The following is an 18996-nucleotide window of genomic DNA, read 5'->3' as shown; positions in this document are numbered from 1 at the left end:
CCGGACGGCGCGCGAACCAGCTGCTCAGGCGACCCAGGAAGCCCGGTGCGTTCATGCGCCGTACTCCCCGCGTTCCTCGGCCAGCGCGGCCACCGTGTCGGCGAAGACCTGGGCCCGGTGGGCGTAGTTGCGGAACATGTCCAGGCTGGCGCAGGCCGGGCTCAGCAGCACGGCATCGCCGGCCCGGCATTGTTCGAAGCACCAGCGCGTGGCGGCCTCCAGCGTGTCGAAACGGGCCATCGGCAGGGACTGCGCGGCGGCGACGTCGGCCAGCGTGGCCTCGATCGCGGCGGCATCACGGCCGATCAGCGCCACCGCCCGCGCATGGGCCGCGACGGCCGGCGCCAGCGGCGAGAAGTCCTGGCCCTTGCCGTCGCCACCGAGGATCACGGCCAGCCGGGCGGGCGCCTTGTCCGGACCCAGGCCAGTCAGCGCGGCCACGGTCGCGCCGACGTTGGTGCCCTTGCTGTCGTCGTAGGCCTCGATGCCGTCGACGCTGCGCAGGAACTCGACCCGGTGCGGCTCGCCCCGGTATTCGCGCAGGCCATGCAGCATCGGCGCCAGCGGCAGGCCGGCAGCGCTCGCCAGCGCCAGCGCCGCCAGCGCGTTGGCGGCGTTGTGGCGGCCACGGATGCGCAGCGCATCGGCCGGCATCAGGCGCTGCAGCGACAGTTCGTCGGGGTCGTAGGCGACGGCGGCACGGCGGGCGGTGGCCTCGTCGAGCGGATCGCCGGGGTGCGCACGCACCAGCCAGGCCATGCCGTGTTCGACCACCAGGCCCCAGTCGCCCGGGCGGCGCGGGCGGTCCAGGCCGAACAGCGCGGCGCGGCGCGGCTGCCACTTCGGGCCCTTGGCCTTGACCGGCTTGCCGGCCTTGTTGAGCTCGGGCGGCGGCGGCTGCGGCACCATCGCCAGCACCGTCGGGTCGTCGCGGTTGAGCACCATCACGGCCTGCTTGCCGAAGATGCGCGCCTTGGCCGCCGCATAGGCCGTCATGTCGCCGTGCCAGTCGAGGTGGTCCTGCGTGACGTTGAGGACCGCCGCCGAGGTCGGCTCGAAGTTCGTGACGCCATCGAGCTGGAAGCTCGACAGCTCCAGCACCCAGGCCTGCGGCAGGTGCGCGAACTCGGGGCCGGGCGGTGGCGGCGGGACCAGGTGCGGCGGCGGACCACCGCCGATGACCTCGGTGTCGTCTTCCGGGGCAGCGGCGGGTTCGGCGGGCGGCTCGTCAGGCACGGACTCGTTGTCGGTGCTGTCTTCGGTGCTGTCTTCGGGGGTGTCCTCGGTGCTTTCCTCGGTGCCGTCCTCGTCAGCAGCCTCGTGTTCATCGGCTGCCTCGACGACCGCGACCGGATCGGCGAGGGCCACGTCGCCGGCATCTTCGGTCTCGGTCTCGGTCTCGGCATCGAGCGCCGCGCCCAGCGTGTCCAGCAGGGTCGGGCCGATGTTGCCGGCCATCGCCACGCGCAGGCCGGCGCGTTCGACCAGCAGCGCGGTCAGCGAGGTGGTGGTGGTCTTGCCATTGGTGCCGGTGATCGCGATGACCTTGGGCGCATAGCCGCGCGCCGCCTTCAGGTCGGCCAGCGCGTGCGAGAACAGGCTCAGCTCGCCGAGCACCAGCAGGCCGCGCTGCTCGGCCGCGTCGATCAGCGCGGCCACGGCCGGATCGAGCGGCGACAGGCCGGGGCTCTTCAGCACCAGGTTCAGGCCGTCCTCGATCAGCGCGGGCGTGAACGGGCCGCAGCGCAGTTCGGCGCCCGGCACGTCGTCGGCCAGCCGTGCGGCCTGCGGCGGCGCGTCGCGGCTGTCGGCCACCACGATGCGCGCGGCACCGCAGCGGCGCGCCCAGCGCGCCATCGCCAGCCCGGAATCACCGAGGCCGAGCACGAGGATCTGGAGACCTGCGAGGAACTTCATGTCACCGCAGCTTCAGCGAGGAAAGGCCCACGAGGCACAGCAGCATCGTGATGATCCAGAAGCGCACGACCACCTGGGTCTCTTCCCAGCCCTTCTTCTCGAAGTGGTGGTGCAGCGGCGCCATCAGCAGGATGCGCCGGCCCTGGCCGTACTTCCTCTTCGTGTACTTGAAGTAGGACACCTGGGCCATGACCGACAGGGCCTCGACCACGAAGATGCCGCCCATGATCCCGAGCACGATCTCCTGGCGCACGATGACCGCGATGGTGCCGAGTGCGCCGCCAAGTGCCAGCGCGCCGACGTCGCCCATGAAGACCTGCGCCGGGTAGGCGTTGAACCACAGGAAGGCGAGCCCCGCGCCGGCCATCGCCGAACAGAAGATCAGCAGCTCGCCGGCCCCGGGGATGTAGGGCAGCAGCAGGTACTTCGAGAACACCGCGTTGCCGGTGACGTAGGCGAACAGGCCGAGGGCCGAGCCGACCAGCACGACCGGCATGATCGCCAGGCCGTCCAGGCCGTCGGTCAGGTTGACCGCGTTGCTCGCGCCGACGATGACGAAGTAGGTCAGGAAGATGAATCCGAACACGCCCAGCGGATAGCTGACCGTCTTGAAGAACGGCACGATCAGGTCGGCCTTGGGCGGCAGGTTGTTCGAGAAGCCCGAGCCGATCCAGCGGAAGAACAGCTCGATCACGCGCAGGTTGCTGGTCTCCGAGACGCTGAAGGCGAGGTAGATCGCCGCGACCAGGCCGATCAGCGACTGCCACAGGTACTTCTCGCGCGAGGCCATGCCCTCGGGGTTCTTGTGCACGACCTTGCGCCAGTCGTCGACCCAGCCGATCGCGCCGAAGCCGAAGGTCACGAGCATGACGATCCAGACGAAGCGGTTGCTCCAGTCGAACCACAGCACGGTGGAGATCGCGATCGACAGCAGGATCAGCACGCCACCCATCGTCGGCGTGCCGGTCTTGACCAGGTGGCTCTCGACACCATAGGCGCGCACCGGCTGGCCGATCTTCAGCTCGGTCAGGCGACGGATCACCCACGGGCCGAAGGCCAGCCCGAGCAGCAGCGCCGTCATGGCCGACATCACCGCACGGAAGGTGAGGTACTGGAAGACGCGCAGGAAACCCAGCGCGTCGGGGGCGAGGCTCTGCAGCCAGGCGGCAAGGCTAACCAGCATGTTGTTGTTCTCCTGGCGTTGCATCCGGGGCTGCGGCGGCGCGCGCTCGCAGCGCCGCCACGGCCTTCTCCATGGCCATGAAACGTGAGCCCTTGACCAGCACCGACGCGGCCGGCGGCAGCGCCTGGCCGGCATCGCCCAGCGTGGTCAGCAGGTCGGCGGTTCCGGCGTGATGGCGGGCAGCGGCCGGGTGGCTCACCGCCTGAGCCTGCGCGCCGGCATGCTGCGCACCATGCCGCGCATCCCGTCGACCGCCGTGATCCTCGTAGGCCCGGGCCGCCTCGACGGCCAGCGTGCCGGCGGTCCACAGGTGCTCGATGCCACGTTCGGCGGCCAGCGCGCCGACCTCGGCATGGAAGGCCGGGCCCTGGTCGCCGACCTCGCCCATGTCGCCCAGCAGCAGCCAGCGCGGCGCGGGCAGTTCGGCCAGCACCTCGATGGCGGCGCGCATCGAGTCGGGGTTGGCGTTGTAGCTGTCGTCGATCAGCGTGACCGTGCGGCCGCCCCAGTCCAGCCGCGACACCTGCGAGCGGCCCTTGACCGCCGCGAAGCCGGCCAGGCCGCGCTGCACCGCTTCGAGCGGGCAACCGGCGGCGATGGCGCAGGTGGCGGCGGCCAGCGCGTTCTTGACGTTGTGGCGACCGGCCACGGCCAGCGCAACCTCGATCGTGCCGGCCGGCGTGTCGAAGCGGGCCTGCCAGTGGTCACCGGCCCAGTCGGCGCGGGCGAGGCAGTCTGCCGTCACCGCCGTGGCCCCAGCCGCTGCATCGGCCTCATCGGCCAGCGCGAAGGTCAGCACGCGACGCGCGCCAGCCAGCGTGCGCCAGAGGCCGGTGTAGGCGTCATCGGCCGGGAACACCGCCGTGCCGTCGGCCGGCAACGCGGCGATGGCGCAGCCGTTCTCGCGCGCGACGGCCTCGACCGTGTGCATGAACTCCTGGTGCTCGCGCTGCGCGTTGTTGACCAGCGCGACGGTCGGCTGCGCAATCGCGGCCAGCTCGGCGATCTCGCCCGGGTGGTTCATGCCCAGCTCGACGACCGAGGCACGATGCGAATCACGCAGCGCCAGCAGCGTCAGCGGCACGCCGATGTGGTTGTTGAAGTTGCCGGCGGTGGCGTGCGCCGCGTCGCCCTGCCAGGCGCGCAGGATCGCCGCGATCATCTGCGTGACGGTGGTCTTGCCGTTGCTGCCGGTCACCGCGATCAGCGGCAGCGTGAAGCCGGCGCGCCAGGCGGTGGCCAGCGCCTGCAGGCCGGCCAGGCTGTCGGGCAGCTCGATGCCGGGCAGGCGGGCGGCCTGCAATCCGCGTTCGGCCAGCGCGGCGACGGCCCCGGCATCGCGGGCCTGGCCGATGAAGTCGTTGGCGTCGAAACGTTCGCCGCGCAGCGCGACGAACAGGTCGCCCGGCTGCAGCGTGCGGGTGTCGCTGTGCGCACGCCGCAGCGGCGTGGCCGGGTCGCCCACCAGCCGGGCCTGCGGGATGCGGCGCTGGATCAGCGCGTGAGCCTGTGCGAGCGTCAGCCAGTCCGTCATGAGGCGCTCCTGGCCCGCAGCGCCTCGGCGGCGGTGTCGAGATCGGAATACGGCCGCTTGACGCCGCCGACGTCAAGGTAGTCCTCGTGACCCTTGCCGGCGATCAGCACGACATCCTCGGGCGCGGCCTCGGCCAGCGCGGCGAACACGGCCTCGCGCCGGTCCGGCACCGCGCGCACATGCGACGCGCCGCCGCAGCCGGCCAGCACCTGGTCGATGATGACCAGCGGGTCTTCCAGCCGGGCGTTGTCGCTGGTGACGACGACGACATCGGCCAGCCGCGTCGCGACCGCACCCATCGCCGGGCGCTTGGTGGCGTCGCGGTTGCCGCCGCAGCCGAACACGCACCAGAGCCGGCCGCCCTGGGCCTGCGCCACGGGCCGCAGCGCGCCGAGCGCCTTGTCCAGCGCATCGGCGGTGTGGGCGTAGTCGACGACGACCTGCGGCAGCGCCGCCGGGCCGTCGATGCGCACGCGCTGCATGCGGCCGGGCACCGGCGTGAAGCCGGCGGCCAGCTCGGCGCAGCGGGCCAGCGGCAGGCCCAGCACACGCAGCCCGCCGATCACGGCCAGCACGTTCGAGGCGTTGTAGTGGCCGATCAGCTGGGTGCGGACCTGCGCGCGGGTGTGCAGGTCCTGGCGGCTGGCCGGTTCGACCGTGCTGGCCTCGTGCACCGTGAACGCAAGGCCGCCGTCGACGTAGTGCAGGTCGCTCGCCCGCAGCCGGGCCGGCAGGTTGCCGAGCGTGTAGGTCCAGATGTCGAGGTCGCCGCGCACCGCGAGTTCCTCGGCCAGCGCGGCGCCGGCGGTGTCGTCACGGTTGAGCACCGCCGCCTGCAGACCCGGCCAGTCGAACAGCTGGCGCTTGGCGGCCCAGTAGCTGGCCATGTCGCCGTGGTAGTCGAGGTGGTCGGGCGTGAAGTTGGTGTAGAGCGCCACGCGCAGCCGCGTCGCGTCAAGCCGGCGTTCGACGATGCCGATCGACGAGGCCTCGATCGCGCAGGCCGCATAGCCGCGGTCGACGAAGCCGCGCAGCGCGCGGTGCAGCGTGACCGGGTCGGGCGTGGTCAGGCCGGTGGCGTGCACGGTCGCGTGCGGATGCTGCGCGGTCGGCGGCTCGCCGACGCCGAGCGTGCCGATGACGCCGCAACGCCGGCCGGCGCCGGTCAGCGCCTGCGCCGTCCACCAGGCGGTCGAGGTCTTGCCGTTGGTGCCGGTGGTGGCGATCAGGTCGAGCCGATGGCCGGGTTCGCCGTGCCAGCGGTGGGCCAGCTCGCCGGTGGCCGCCTTCAGGCCCGGCAAGGCGGCGATGCGCGGGTCGGTGAACGCCCAGGCATCGACGCCGGCCGACTCGACCAGGCAGGCGCTGGCCCCAGCGGCCAGTGCGGCGCCGACATGGGCGCGGCCGTCGGTCGCATGACCCGGCCAGGCGATGAAGACGTCGCCCGGGGCGATGCGGCGGCTGTCGGTCTGCAGCGTCGCGGTCGGGCCGGTGCGTTCGAGCAGCCAGGCCAGCGCGGCCTCGGGGCTGGCGAGCGTCAGCAGGCCGCCGGTGGAATCAGGTTGGCGGGCCATCAGTTGGACTCCACCTCGGCCGGCACGGCCACCGAGCGCGCGTAGATCTGCGGCTGCACCGCCAGGTCGGTCGGCTCGCGCAAGGCGCGCAGCGACTCGTGGACGACCTGGCTGAAGACCGGCGCGGCGACGTCGCCACCGAAGTAGCGGCCGTTGCTGGGCTCGTCGATCATGACCGCCACGACGATGCGCGGCGACGTGATCGGCGACATGCCGACGAACCACGCGCGGTACTTGTTGCTCTGGTAGCTGCTGCCTTCCTGCTTGTGCGCCGTGCCGGTCTTGCCGCCGACCGAATAGCCCAGCGTCTGGGCCTTCGGGGCGGTGCCGCCTTCGCCGGCGGCCATCTGCAGCATCTTGCGCACCGAGCGCGCCACCTCGGGCGAGAAGACCTGGACGCCGCTGGCGTTCAGGTCGTTCTTCAGGATCGTCACCGGCATCAGCTGGCCGTCACGCGCGAACACGGTGTAGGCCCGCGCCAGCTGGACCAGCGAGACCGACAGGCCGTAGCCGTAGCTCATCGTCGCCTGCTCGATCGGCCGCCAGCTCTTGTAGGGCCGCAGCCGGCCCGAGGCCAGACCGGGGAACGGCAGCTGCGGCTTCTGGCCAAGGCCGACGCCATTGAAGACGTCCCACATCTCCTTGGGCTGCATCTGCATGGCCAGCTTGACGGTGCCGATGTTGCTGGACTTCTGGATCACCTGCTCGACCGTCAGCGCGCCGTGCGCGTGCGAGTCGGAGATCGTCGAGCCGCCGATCGTCAGGCGCCCCGGCGCGGTCTGGATGACCGTGTCCGGGCGTGCCCGGCCGGACTGCATCGCCAGCGAGATCACGAAGGGCTTCATCGTCGAGCCGGGCTCGAAGGTGTCGGTCAGCGCACGGTTGCGCAGTGCCCCGCCGGCCAGCGCCTGGCGGTCGCCCGGCACATAGCTCGGGTAGTTCGCGAGCGCCAGCAGTTCGCCGGTGCGGGTGTCGAGCACGACCACGCTGCCGGACTTGGCCTTGTGTTCCTCGACCGCTTCCTTGACCTTCTGGTAGGCGTAGTACTGGACCTTGGCGTCGATCGACAGCGTCACGTCCTTGCCGTCCACCGGCTCCAGCCCTTCGCCGATCTCCTCGACGATGTTGCCGAGGCGGTCGCGCACGACGCTGCGGCTGCCGGGTCGCCCCTCCAGGTCCTGCTGGAAGGTCAGCTCGATGCCCTCCTGGCCCTTCTGTTCGAAGTTGGTGAAACCGACCACGTGCGCGGCGGCCTCGCCTTCGGGGTACTGGCGACGGAACTCGCGCGACTGGTGCAGCCCGTCGATCCCGAGCTTGCGGACCTGCGCGGCCACGCCGTCGTCGACCTGGCGACGCAGCCAGACGAAGTTCGGGTTCTCGGCCAGCCGCAGGTTCAGCTCGCGCGGGCTCATGCCGAGCAGACGCCCCAGCGCCTGCAGCTCGCCCGGGTCGGCCTTGAAGTCCTTCGGGATGGCCCAGATCGACTGCGCCGGCACGCTGCCGGCGAGTTCGAGCCCGTTGCGGTCGAAGATCCGGCCACGCCGGGCTGGCAGCTCGAAGGTGCGGGCGTAGCGGCTCTCGCCCTGCTTCAGATAGAAGTCGGTGTTGACGGCCTGGATGTAGACCGCCTTGGCCAGCAGCACGACGAAGCCCAGCCCGACGCCCAGCACGACCAGCCGCGAACGCCACAGCGGCGTCTTGGCCGCCAGCAGCGGGCTGCTGGCGTACTGGGTCGGATGACCGACGTTGGCGGACGCGCGCGGCACGGCATCGCGGCGGGCGCCAGGCCGGTTGGCGGCACCCGATCGACCCGACCCGGCGCCACGGCTGGACAGCGCGGCGATCCGGCCCAGCAGGCCCGGACCGGGCGCGGTGGCGCGGCGGTTCTGGCGCGTCATGGCCGCGCCCCTGCCGAGGCGGCGTTGGCCGGCGTCGGCGTCGGCGTTGGCGTTGGCGTTGGCGTTGGTGTCACGCGGGCGAGCGGATCCTCGACCTCGACCATCACGCCGGCACTGCCCGAACGCATGCCCAGCCGCGTCACGGCCTCTTGGCGCACACGGCCGTTGGCGGCCAGTTCACGCCGCGCCAGCGTCAGGCGTTCGGCATCGAGTTCGAGCTGGCGGGCCTGGGCGCGTTCGCGTTCGAGCCGAACGAACAGCTGGCGCGAGTGGTAGGAGGTCTCGACCAGGTAGACCGCGCTGACGACCAGCGCGATCAGCAGCAGGAAGTTCAGGCGCGCGGTCATCGGCCACCCTCCGCCGGCAAGGCCGCATCGGTGCGTTCGGCCACGCGCAGGATGGCGGAACGGGCGCGCGGGTTGTCCTGTACCTCGTCGTCACCGGGCTTGATGCGGGCAATCGCGCGCAGCGCCAGCGGTGCGCTCGGCGCATGCGGCATGCGGCGGTCGTAGACCTCCTGGGCATGGCGGGCGATGAAGGTCTTGACGATGCGGTCTTCGAGCGAATGGAAGCTGATGACCGCCAGCCGGCCACCCGGCCGCAGCCGCCGCAGCGACTGCGCCAGCGCCCGCTCCAGCTCGTCGAGCTCGCCGTTGACGGCGATGCGCAGCGCCTGGAAGGTGCGCGTGGCCGGATCCTGGCCACGCTCGCGGGTCTTGACGACGCTGGCGCACAGGGCGGCGAGCTCGCTGGTGCGGGTCGGCGAACGACCTTCCTCGCGGCGGGCGATCAGCGCACGCGCCAGCGCGGGGGCGAAACGCTCCTCGCCATAGTCGCGGATGACCTCGATCAGTCGGCCCTGCGACGCGGTCGCGATGAACTCGGCCGCGCTCTGGCCGCGGGTCGGGTCCATGCGCATGTCGAGCGGGCCGTCGAAGCGGAAGCTGAAGCCGCGGCCCGGGTCGTCGATCTGCGGCGACGACACGCCCACATCCAGCAGCAGGCCGTCGACCTGGGCGATGCCCAGCTCGTCGAGCACCTCGTTGAAGTCGGCGTAGCGGCTGTGGTGGATCGAGAAGCGCGGATCGTCGATGCGCGCCTCGCCGTCGCGCGCATGGGCGATGGCCTCGGGATCGCGGTCGATCGCGATCAGCCGGCCGTCGGCATCCAGCCGCGACAGGATCAGCCGGCTGTGGCCGCCACGGCCGAAGGTGCCGTCGACATAGACGCCCGAGCGCGACTGCACGAGGGCATCGACCGCCTCGTGCAGCAGCACCGTTCGGTGCTGGCCGGGAACTGCAACAGCGGTGGCCATGGGGATCAGAAGGTGAAGTCCTGCAGCGCTTCGGGCATCGGCTGCAGCAGCACGGCGGCCTCGGCGGCGCTGTGGCGCGCGGCGTCCCAGAGCTCCAGGTGGTTGCCCATGCCGATCAGGTGGACGTCGTGGTCGAGCCCGGCCGCCGCCCGCAGTTCGGGCGAGATCAGCACGCGCGAGCCGCCGTCGATCTCCACGTCCATCGCACTGCCCAGGAAGATGCGCTTCCAGCCGGCCGCCGACATCGGCAGGGCCTCGACCTTGGCGCGGAACGCTTCCCAGACCGGTCGCGGGAAGACCATCAGGCAGCCTTCGGGGTGCTTGGTCAGCGTCAGGCGGCCTTCTGCAAGCGACACCAGGACCTCACGGTGGCGCGCAGGGACGGTGAGCCGTCCCTTGGCGTCCAGCGCGAGGGCTGAAGTCCCTTGAAAATGAAAGTCCGCCACAAAAACCCACGATAAGACACGTTCGCCCACTGTAGCGGAGAAAAAGACACAGGGTCAAGTTGAGCCGTGAGAAATTGCCAATGAAATCAAGCACTTAGCTTGTTCAACCCAATCGACATCAGTAACCAAAAAAGCTAGCAAAAAGAAGGACTTGCACCCACTTGATGAGGTTGAACTTGAGGTGTTACCCCTCTTGACCGGGCCTTGACAGAACCCCACCCCCCCGTGTTCGTCCGAAATCGGTCCGAAAAATGAAAAAACCGACCCTCCGTGAAGAGGATCGGTCGAAAAGCCGATCGGGATCGGCTGGCGGCACCCCGTCGTCCCCGCTCATGGGGACGCGGCCGGCGCCACCGTCAGCGCAGGAGGAAACCAGGCCGGGTCGACATGTCCATCAGTTCGACTCCTTGATGATGCGATTGCCCGCCGGCTGCACCGGCCGGGCATTCATGGGATAGAGACGGCCGAACACCGCGAGCTGCTCGGCGGCCACCGCGACAGGCTGCTTGAACACCATCCACAGCACGCCTTCGCTGCACGGCGGCGTGGTCAGCGAACCCATGTAGGTGTAGTAGCGGCGGTCCTCGGGCAGCAGCTGGGTCAGGTCCATCGTGCCGGCGGCGCGCTGTTCCTCGCCCTTCTCGAGCGGCAGGTTGTTCCAGACCGACTGGATCAGCGGATGCTGGCGCCCCTGCTGCAGCAGCACGGCGACCACCGCCAGCCGGCCCTGCGGATCCTTGTGGACGAGGTGGACGTCCATGTCGAACTGGCGGCCGTTGATGCGTTCCTCGGACGGCCGGTGGAAGTGGAACTGGACCAGGTCATAGCGGCGCCCGCTGACCTCGATGGCGTTGCCCGGCCCGACATTGACCTGGATGGTGTGGCCGTTGTCGATCACGCCGAAGGGCACCGGCTGGTAGTCGAACTTGAGCGGATCGAGTTCCAGCCGGATGCCGTCGCGGATGTCGATCGGGCTCTGGCGCTGGCCGCGGGCGCAGCTGGCGAACTCGGGCGCCAGGTCGGCCCAGCTGTCCGGACCTTCCGCGCCCTGGTAGGACCAGTGCGGCGCACCGCCGTGGCCGGACGGCACGGCCGCCTTGGCGGCCACACCCGCCGCCGCACCGGGCGCGGCGCGGGCCACACGGTTCGGTCGGGCCGCAGGCGCCGCATGGGGATCGGGTTCGGCGGCGGCACCGTGACCGGTCGACTTGACCGTCACGCGCATCACCGGCACCGCGCCGGGCTTGGCGTCGCGGGCCTGCTGGGCGCCCCGCACCTCGGCGACGCGGTCGGCCAGCTTGTCGCGCAGCTCATCGAGCGTGAGCGGCTTGCCGCCGGCCTTGTCACCCACCTTGTCAGCCAACTTGCCGGCCGCCTTCGCATCGGGCCGGGCGGCCGGCGCGGCGTCGTTGGCGCGCGCCGACGTGGGAAAGAGCGGCAGGGCGGCGGCGGTCGTCAGCAGCAGCGTCGCGGCGAGCCGGGACAGCGGCTGTGTCAGCGGCCGGGCCAGCGGCTGCGGGAGACGGGAAAGGCGGTCGGGCGGATGGTCCATGCGGGGCTCGCGGCGTCAGGAGGTCTACCCCTGCTTTCGGCGTCTGCCCGCATGGACTTGAGCACTTCAGGACGCCGGATGTGCAGCAGGTCGCATCTCGCGCCGGATCAGCCAGCGGTGCCACAGCCAGGCCAGCAGGCCGACCGCCATCAGGCCGGCCGAGGCCAGGCTCAGCGCCAGCGCGCTGTGCATGACCAGCGGCGTCAGCACGCCGGCCACCAGCGCGTTGGCCAGGCTGCCGACGGTGGCCTGCAGCGACGAGGCCATGCCGCGCCGCTCGGGCGCGAGGTCCAGCACCATCAGCGTGACGACCGGCACCAGCACCGCCCAGCCCAGGCTGTAGATCAGGATCGGCGGGAAGGCCCACAGCGGGTGCAGCGGCAGCAGCAGGGTGCCGGCGATGTTGAGCAGCGAGGCCGCGCCCATGATCAGGAAGCCCAGCCGGATCTGCCGGCGCGGCGCCAGCCGGCCGGCCATGCGGCCGCTGGCGATGGCACCCAGCATCACGCCGGCGATGGTCGAGATGAAGAACCAGAAGAACTGCGCCGGCTGCAAGCCCATCAGCTCGCCCAGGAAGGCCGGCGCGCCCAGCACGTACAGGAACATGCCGTTGAACGGCACGCCCGAGGCCAGCGCCAGCAGCCAGAAGCGCCGGTCGCGCCCCAGTTCGCAGTAGCCCTGCCACAGCGCATGCAGCGACAGCGGCTGGCGGCGCTCGCGCGGCAGGGTCTCGGGCAACGACCGCCAGACGCCGGCCCAGATCGCGCAGCCCACCAGCGCGAGGAAGAAGAACACCGAGCGCCAGCCGATGTGGACGAACAGCCAGCCGCCGACCATCGGCGCGATCGCCGGCGCGATGCCGAAGAAGATCGTCACCTGCGACATCATCTTCTGGGCCTGCTCGGGCGGGTAGACGTCGCGGATGACCGCCCGCGAGACCACCATGCCCGCGCCGGTCGACATGCCCTGCAGCGCCCGCAGCGCGATCAGCCAGCCGATGTGGCCGGTCAGCGCGCAGCCCAGGCTGGTCAGCGTGAACATCGCGACGCCGACCAGCACGACCGGCCGGCGCCCGAGCGAGTCCGACAGCGCGCCGTGGAACAGGTTCATCAGCGCGAAGCCGAGCAGGTAGGCCGACAGCGTCTGCTGCATCTCGACCGGCGTGGCGCCGAGCGACGCGGCGATGCCGGCGAAGGCCGGCAGGTAGGTGTCGATCGAGAACGGCCCGAGCGTGCCCAGGCTGGCCAGCAGCAGCGCCTGGGCCCAGCGCGGGGCCTTCCATTCGGTCCGGTGGGTGGGTTGCATCGGCCGCCTTCAGTCCGGATGGGCCTGCGCCACGAGCGGCTCGGGCCGGGCCCGCAGCGCCGACAGCACGCCGATGACCAGCAGCGCGACGCCCGCGAGCGTCACCGGCCCGGGCGGATGGCCGCGCAGGATGAAGGCGTAGCTCAGCGCGGCCAGGGTCTCGAACACGATCAGCTGCCCGACCAGCGTGGTCGGCAGGCGCTGGCTGGCCTCGTTCCAGCACAGCGTGCCGACCCAGGACGCGAGCAGGCCGATCGTGGCCATCAGGCCAATGAAGAACAGCGGTCGCGGCCCGAACGGCATCGGGAAGTCGCTGCCCGACAGCGTCATCACGGCCCAGGTCAGTGCATAGCCGACGAGCGCCAGCGGCAAGGTGGCCAGGCCCTGCGCGGTGGCCCAGGTGCGCGGGCTGCGGTCGGGGTGGGCGCGCATCCAGTCGGCGTTGCGCAAGGGGTACCAGGTCCAGCAGACGACCGCGCCGACGGCCAGCAGCGCGCCGGTGGCGTAGCGGCCGAAGTCGGCGTCCGGATCGGCCCGCAGCGCCTCCAGCTCGACGTGGTTGACGCAGCCGATGCCCGCGCCGATCAGCAGCAGCGAGGGCAGCAGCTGCAGCCACGGCAGCTTGCCGTCGCGCTGCGCGTCACGCAGGTTGGAGGTGATCGCGATGATCACCGGCAGCGTGCCGATGATCATGGTCGGCAGCGGCCCGCCGGCGCGCTGGATCGCGGCCGACAGGCAGAGGTAGTAGATGACGTTGCCGACCAGCGCCAGCCGCAGCGCCTCGCGCCAGTCGGAGCGGCTCAGGCCGCGCAGCCGTTCGCGGTCCAGCCAGCCCAGCGGCAGGGCGATCAGGCCGAAGGCGAGGTAGCGCCCGAACGACTGCAGCGCGGCGGGGTATTCCGGCAGCATCAGCGGGCCGACGAAGACGAGCCCCCACATCAGTCCGGCGGCAAGGGCGAAGAGGGTTCCGGTCCACATCGGTGCATTGTCCATGCCGGACCCATGTCAGCCGGTGCGCACGGCCGGACGTTGTGCCACGCACACCCTTCCCTGCCCGTCTGGAGCTTCCGATGTCCTTGAGTTCATGGGTCCGCACCACCTGGCTGCGCCGGGTCGCCGCACTGGCGCTGGCGATGGCGGGTCTGGCGGCCGTCACGGCACCGGCCCGCGCGGCCGACGATCCGCCCGGGCGGGTCGGCCGCATCGCCTGGGTCGAGGGCGACGCCCGGCTGCGGCACGACGACGGCACGCCGGCGCTCGAACACCGCGAGGACAACCTGCGCAACTGGCCGGTGACCGGCGGCGACCGCCTCTCGGTCGGGCGCGACAGCCGGCTGGAGATCGCGATCGGCTCGACCCGCCTGCGCCTGGGCGAAGGCAGCGAGCTGACGCTGACCGCGCTGGACGACGACCGCATCGCGCTGGATCTGGTCGAGGGCAGCCTGGCGATCGTGCTGCGCAGCGACGAGGTGGCCCGCGAGCTGACCGTCGAGACACCCGCCGGCCGCCTGAGCCCGCTCGGCGCGGGCCTGTTCCGGGTCGACGTGCCGCCGCCGCGCCGGGGCGAGGCCGACACCGCCTCGGCCACCGCCTGGCGCCAAGGCCTGGTGATCGAGCAGCCGGGCGTCGGGCGTCAGACCCTGCGCTCGGGCCAGCGTGCCGAGCTGTACCGTGACGGCGGCTGGCGCCTGACGACGCCCGAATCGGACGAGTTCGCCCGCTGGGCCATGACGCAGGACAGCCTGCGCCCGCTGGCCGGCCGGGACGACCCGGTGCCGTCCGAGATGACCGGTGCCGATGACCTGGCCGAACACGGCGACTGGACCCGCGCGCCCGACTACGGCTGGGTCTGGTTCCCGCGCCGGGTCGGCCCGTCCTGGGCACCCTACCGCGACGGCCGCTGGGTCTGGGTCCGGCCGTGGGGCTGGACCTGGATCGACGACGCGCCCTGGGGCTACGCGCCGTTCCACTACGGCCGCTGGGTCTGGTGGCGCGACCGCTGGGGCTGGGTCCCCGGCGACTGGACGCCGCGCCCGGTCTGGGCCCCGGCGCTGGTGGTCTGGAACGGCAATCCAGGCGTGTCGTGGTCGGTCTCGATCGGCACCGGCGTGGCCTGGTATCCGCTGGCGCCGCGCGAGGTCTACGTGCCGTCGTTCCGGGTCGGCTTCCACTATGTCCAGTCGGTCAACCGCCCGCACATCCACGACGACCGCCTGTTCGGCCGCGTGGTCGAGCGTCCGGACGAGGTGCTGCGCAGCACGCCGTTCCGCTACAGCGGCTTCCGCGCCGCGATCAGCGTCGGCGACGGCGTGCGTGGCCGGGTCGAGACCGGTCCGGTCGTGATCCGCCCGCAACCCTGGCGCGACGACGACCGCCTGCCGCCACGCGTGCGGGCGCTCGAACCGCCACCGCCGGTGCTGCCCAGACGCGACGCGCCGCCGCCCCGGGTGTACGAGCGGCCGGATCGACCCGATCGACCGGATCGACCGGACCGCATCGAGCGGCCGGATCGCCCGGATCGCGGCGCCTTCCCTGCCCCGCGTGTGGACGTGCCGCCGCCCGAGGTGCGCCGGCCCGACATGCAGCGACAGGACAGCCCGCGCCCGCCGGTGGTCATGCAACCCGCACCGCCGGTGATGCAACCCGCACCTCCGGTGATGCCCCAGGTCCAGCCCCGCGCCGAACCGCCGCGGATCGAGGCACCCCGACCGCAGCCGATGCGACCGCCGGAGGTCCGTCAACCCGAGTTCCGTCAACCCGAGTTCCGTCAACCCGATACTCGCCAGCCCGACTTCCCGCGCGCCAACCGGGGCGAGCGCGGCGGCGAACGCGGCGGCCGACCGGAGATCTGGCCACCGGAACGCGGCGAGCGGGGCGGTGATCGCGGAGGGGATCGCGGCGGTGACCGCGGTGACCGCGGGGAGCGTGGCCGCTGACGCCGGCGGTCAGGCCCGCAACAGGCGGGCGTAGACACCCAGGCCGGCCGCGACGCTGGCGAGCCGGTCGCCATGCACCGGCCGGGCGGCGGGGAAGGCGGCGGCGAGGCGGTCGGTCAGGCCCTTCAGGCCGGTCGAGCCGCCGGTGAAGAACAGCGCGTCGATGCGCGACGGTTCGAGCCCGGCCAGCCGCACCGTCTCATGCGCGGCGGCGGTGATGCGGCCGATGTCGTCGCCCACCAGCTCGCCGGCCCGCTCGGCGTCCAGGGCGACGTCCAGGCCGCGTTCGACCAGCGCCAGCGAGACGCGCGTCTGACCGCCGGCCGCCACGTCGATCTTGGCCCGCTCGGCCCGCGCCAGCAGGTCGTGGCCCAGGTGGTCGGTCAGCACCTTCATCAGGCGCTGGTGCATCAGCGGATCGGCGTAGTTGACCTTGGTCGCACGCGCCTCGGCCAGCCGTTGCGGGCGGTAGAGCGTGTTGACCAGGTGCCAGGTGGCGAGGTCGAAGTAGATCCGGCTCGGCACCTCGCGCGGCGGCTGGCCGCCGATCGACGGGCCGACGCTGCCGTAGCCGAGCGCCGGCAGGATCGCGCCGAGCTCGACGCGGCGGTCGAAGTCGGTGCCGGCGATGTGGACGCCGTGGTTGGCCAGCACGTCGTCGCGCCGATCCAGCCGGGTCCGGCGCTCGGGGCCGATGCGCACGACCGAGAAGTCGGACGTGCCGCCGCCGATGTCGGCCACCAGCAGCCACTGCTCGGCATCGACCGTGGCCTCGTGGTGCAGCGCCGCCGCGAGCGGCTCGTACTGGAAGGCGATTTCCTCGAAACCGACCGCCCGCGCGGCCGCTTCCAGCGCGGCCTGCGCCTGGGCATCGCGCACCGGGTCGTCGTCGACGAAGAAGACCGGACGACCCAGCACGGCGTGGTGGATCGCATGGCCGGCCCGCGCCTCGGCCGCGCGCTTGAGGTGCATCAGGTAGCCGGTGATGACGTCGCCGAAGCTGACCGAACGGCCGGCGCCGATGTCGGTGTGCTGGTCCATCAGGCTGGAGCCGAGCACGCTCTTCATCGACCGCATCAGGCGGCCGTCGGTGCCCTCGGTGTAGGCCGCCACCGCCGCCCGGCCGAACAGCCGCGGCAGGTTCTGCAGCCCCGGCCCTTCGGCCAGGTAGAACACGGCGGTCGGCATGGTCAGCTGGCCGTCCTCCAGCGGCACCAGCGCCATGCCACCGGGCGCGCTGGCGTCGGGCACGGCGATCGCCGAGTTGGAGGTGCCGAAGTCGATCGCGCAGAAGTCGTCGGCGGGGATGTTTCTGGCGGTCAAGGAGGCGGCTTTCTCGGCTGGCTGGGTTCGGCGGGGCGCGGATGATACGGGCGCCGCCCCTGCTGACACCCCGCTGTCAGCAGGGGCGGCGCAGCATGAAGGCTCCTGCAACCGACCGATGAGGAGTCCTTCATGACCCAGCCGTCCCACCCCGCCGCCCAGCCCGAGCGCGCCATCAACTGGTTCGAGATCCCGGTGACCGACCTCGACCGCGCCCAGCGCTGCTACGAGGCGGTGCTCGACCGCCCGCTGCGGCGCGAATCGATGGGCCCGCAAGCCGAACTGGCCGTCTTCCCGTACGAGCCCGGCGCGGCCACCGGCGGCTGCCTGATGAAGTCGCCCGGGCTGCGGCCGAGCCCGGACGGCGCGCGCATCTACCTGAACGCCGAACCGTCGCTGGACGCCGCCGTCGGCCGCGCCGAACGCGCCGGCCTGCGCGTGCTGGTGCCGCGTGTCGACCTGCCCGGCGACATGGGCGCCTTCGCGGTGATCGTCGACAGCGAGGGCAATCACGTCGGGATGCACGCGCTGCGCTGACGGGCCACGTCGGCGTGGATCGCGACCGGTCGGATACTTGTCCGACCGACCCGTCGGAGACTGCCATGCACGCCCTGCACTACGCCTACACCATCGTCTACGTCAGCGAGCCCGAAGAGTCGCTGACCTTCTACGAGCGCGCCTTCGGCCTGAGCCGCCGCTTCATCTCGCCGGACGGCGACTACGGCGAGCTGCAGACCGGCGCGACGACGATCTCGTTCGCCCGCCACGCGCTGGCGCGCGACAGCCTGGGCCACGACTACGCGGCGGTCGACGCCTCGGCCCGCCCGCCGGGCATCGAGATCGGCTTCGCGGTCGCCGACGTGCCGGCCGCCTACGCCCGCGCGGTCGAGGCCGGCGCGACCGCGCTGAAGGCCCCGACCGTCAAGCCCTGGGGCCAGACCGTCGCCTACGTGCGCTGCCCGGACGGCAGCCTGGTTGAGCTCTGCACGCCGGTGCCGGCCTGAGGCATGGCCCGCTCGCCCGTCGACGACCAGGCCGCGCCGCTGGGCCCGGCCTCCGCCGCCTGGCTGGCCCAGGTCGGCGTGCACACCGTCGCCGACGTGAAGGCGCGCGACGCGGTCCGGCTCTATCTGGACGTGCGCAAGATCTGGCCGGCCGCCGGCCTCAACCTGCTGTGGGCGCTGGTGGCCGTGCAGGACGGCTGCCACTGGCGCGAGGTCGCCCGCGAGCGCCGCACCGAGCTGTTGATGCGGCTGGACGACCTGGGCGCCGCGCCGCGCCGGAGCCGCTGAATGCGCCGCGCCGAACGCCTCTTCGAGCTGGTCCAGCTGATCCGCGGCCGTCGCCTGTCGACCGGCGCCTGGCTGGCCGAACGGCTGGGCGTGTCGGCCCGCACCGTCTACCGCGACGTTGCCGACCTGATGGCGCAGGGCGTGCCGATCGAGGGCGAGGCCGGCGTCGGCTACCGGCTCGGGTCGGGCTACGAACTGCCGCCGCTGATGTTCAGCAGCGCCCAGGCGCAGGCGCTGGTGGCGGCAATCCGGGTGGCCGCGCCCCGGCTGGACGAGCGCATGGCGCGCGACGCGGAAGACGCGCTCGGCCGCATCCTGGCCGTCATGCCGACGACCGAACGCACGGCGGCCGACCGGCTCGCGCTGTTCGTGCCCGGTCACCTGCACGAACGCATGCCCGGGCGCGAGGCGCTGGCGCCCGTCCGGCTGGCGATCGACCAGCGCCGCAAGCTGCGGCTGGCCTACCGCGACGCCGCCGGCAACGACAGCGTGCGCGTCGTTCGCCCGTTGGGCTGCTTCTGCTGGGACACGGTCTGGACGCTGGCGGCGTGGTGCGAGCAGCGCTCGGATTTCCGCCACTTCCGGCTCGACCGCATGGCCGGGATCGAGACGCTGGACGAGACCTTCCGCGATGAAGCCGGCCGCACGCTGGCCGACTTCCTGCGGCGCATCGAACACGAGACCGGCCGCCGGCCGGCCTGAACGGCCAGCGCGGCCAGCG

Annotated in this window: 17 protein-coding genes; 5 read left to right on the top strand and 12 right to left on the bottom strand. The window is 72.1% G+C overall.

The features are described from left to right. Window positions 1-51: 51 nt before the first annotated feature. From ACWA7K_RS21265 to ACWA7K_RS21215, 11 genes are all read right to left on the bottom strand, one after another. Window positions 52-1917 (bottom strand): Mur ligase family protein, encoded by a 1866-nt coding sequence (locus ACWA7K_RS21265; protein WP_456164059.1) that lies wholly within the window; start codon window positions 1915-1917, stop codon window positions 52-54. Window position 1918: 1 nt separating this feature from the next. Next, complete coding sequence (mraY, locus tag ACWA7K_RS21260; protein WP_456164057.1) at window positions 1919-3100, bottom strand: phospho-N-acetylmuramoyl-pentapeptide-transferase; 1182 nt, start codon at window positions 3098-3100, stop codon at window positions 1919-1921. Further along, entirely contained in the window at window positions 3090-4634 is a 1545-nt protein-coding gene (locus ACWA7K_RS21255) for a UDP-N-acetylmuramoyl-tripeptide--D-alanyl-D-alanine ligase (protein ID WP_456164055.1), read from the bottom strand. The genes mraY and ACWA7K_RS21255 overlap by 11 nt, the downstream gene beginning before the upstream one ends. Further along, window positions 4631-6208, bottom strand: a complete 1578-nt coding sequence (locus ACWA7K_RS21250; RefSeq protein WP_456164053.1) for a UDP-N-acetylmuramoyl-L-alanyl-D-glutamate--2,6-diaminopimelate ligase — start codon at window positions 6206-6208, stop codon at window positions 4631-4633. The genes ACWA7K_RS21255 and ACWA7K_RS21250 overlap by 4 nt, the downstream gene beginning before the upstream one ends. Beyond that, window positions 6208-8106 (bottom strand): peptidoglycan D,D-transpeptidase FtsI family protein, encoded by a 1899-nt coding sequence (locus ACWA7K_RS21245; protein WP_456164051.1) that lies wholly within the window; start codon window positions 8104-8106, stop codon window positions 6208-6210. Before ACWA7K_RS21245 ends, ACWA7K_RS21250 begins: the two co-directional genes overlap by 1 nt. Continuing rightward, on the bottom strand, window positions 8103-8453 hold the full coding sequence (gene ftsL, locus ACWA7K_RS21240; RefSeq protein WP_456164049.1) for a cell division protein FtsL: 351 nt from the start codon (window positions 8451-8453) through the stop codon (window positions 8103-8105). Before ftsL ends, ACWA7K_RS21245 begins: the two co-directional genes overlap by 4 nt. After that, the gene (gene rsmH / locus ACWA7K_RS21235; RefSeq protein WP_456164047.1) at window positions 8450-9421 is read right to left on the bottom strand and encodes a 16S rRNA (cytosine(1402)-N(4))-methyltransferase RsmH; all 972 of its coding nucleotides are present in this window, start codon (window positions 9419-9421) and stop codon (window positions 8450-8452) included. Before rsmH ends, ftsL begins: the two co-directional genes overlap by 4 nt. Window positions 9422-9426: 5 nt before the next feature. Further along, entirely contained in the window at window positions 9427-9867 is a 441-nt protein-coding gene (locus ACWA7K_RS21230; protein WP_456164045.1) for a division/cell wall cluster transcriptional repressor MraZ, read from the bottom strand. Between the two features lie 394 nt (window positions 9868-10261). After that, window positions 10262-11419 carry a carbonic anhydrase gene (locus tag ACWA7K_RS21225; protein WP_456164043.1) on the bottom strand — a complete coding sequence of 386 codons (1158 nt, stop codon included), beginning with the start codon at window positions 11417-11419 and terminating at the stop codon, window positions 10262-10264. A 66-nt stretch (window positions 11420-11485) separates the two neighbouring features. After that, window positions 11486-12724: a multidrug effflux MFS transporter gene (locus tag ACWA7K_RS21220; RefSeq protein WP_456164041.1), complete on the bottom strand. Its 1239-nt coding sequence runs from the start codon at window positions 12722-12724 to the stop codon at window positions 11486-11488. A 9-nt stretch (window positions 12725-12733) separates the two neighbouring features. Continuing rightward, window positions 12734-13702, bottom strand: coding sequence for a DMT family transporter (locus tag ACWA7K_RS21215; RefSeq protein ID WP_456164039.1), 969 nt, complete (start codon window positions 13700-13702; stop codon window positions 12734-12736). A gap of 92 nt (window positions 13703-13794) precedes the next feature. On the opposite strand from ACWA7K_RS21215, the gene ACWA7K_RS21210 reads away from it, so the two are divergent. Next, a complete protein-coding gene (locus ACWA7K_RS21210) occupies window positions 13795-15660 on the top strand; it encodes a DUF6600 domain-containing protein (protein WP_456164037.1) in 1866 nt (621 codons plus the stop codon). A gap of 9 nt (window positions 15661-15669) precedes the next feature. Here ACWA7K_RS21210 and ACWA7K_RS21205 read toward each other — a convergent pair whose 3' ends face one another. Then, window positions 15670-16983, bottom strand: coding sequence for an Hsp70 family protein (locus tag ACWA7K_RS21205; RefSeq protein ID WP_456164035.1), 1314 nt, complete (start codon window positions 16981-16983; stop codon window positions 15670-15672). Between the two features lie 132 nt (window positions 16984-17115). Between ACWA7K_RS21205 and ACWA7K_RS21200 the strand changes: the two genes are divergently transcribed. The 4 genes from ACWA7K_RS21200 to ACWA7K_RS21185 all read left to right on the top strand — a co-directional run bounded on the left by ACWA7K_RS21200 (window position 17116) and on the right by ACWA7K_RS21185 (window position 18977). Further along, entirely contained in the window at window positions 17116-17520 is a 405-nt protein-coding gene (locus ACWA7K_RS21200) for a VOC family protein (protein WP_456164033.1), read from the top strand. 65 nt (window positions 17521-17585) lie between these two features. Further along, window positions 17586-17987: a VOC family protein gene (locus ACWA7K_RS21195; RefSeq protein WP_456164031.1), complete on the top strand. Its 402-nt coding sequence runs from the start codon at window positions 17586-17588 to the stop codon at window positions 17985-17987. 3 nt (window positions 17988-17990) lie between these two features. Then, window positions 17991-18275, top strand: a complete 285-nt coding sequence (locus tag ACWA7K_RS21190; protein WP_456164029.1) for a TfoX/Sxy family DNA transformation protein — start codon at window positions 17991-17993, stop codon at window positions 18273-18275. Continuing rightward, complete coding sequence (locus ACWA7K_RS21185) at window positions 18276-18977, top strand: helix-turn-helix transcriptional regulator (protein WP_456164027.1); 702 nt, start codon at window positions 18276-18278, stop codon at window positions 18975-18977. Window positions 18978-18996: the final 19 nt, after the last annotated feature.

It is taken from the genome of Leptothrix mechoopdaensis (SeqCode) (genome assembly GCF_053893855.1).
Note: the sequence above shows the minus strand (reverse complement) of the source record. Positions and strands in the feature narration are given on the sequence as shown.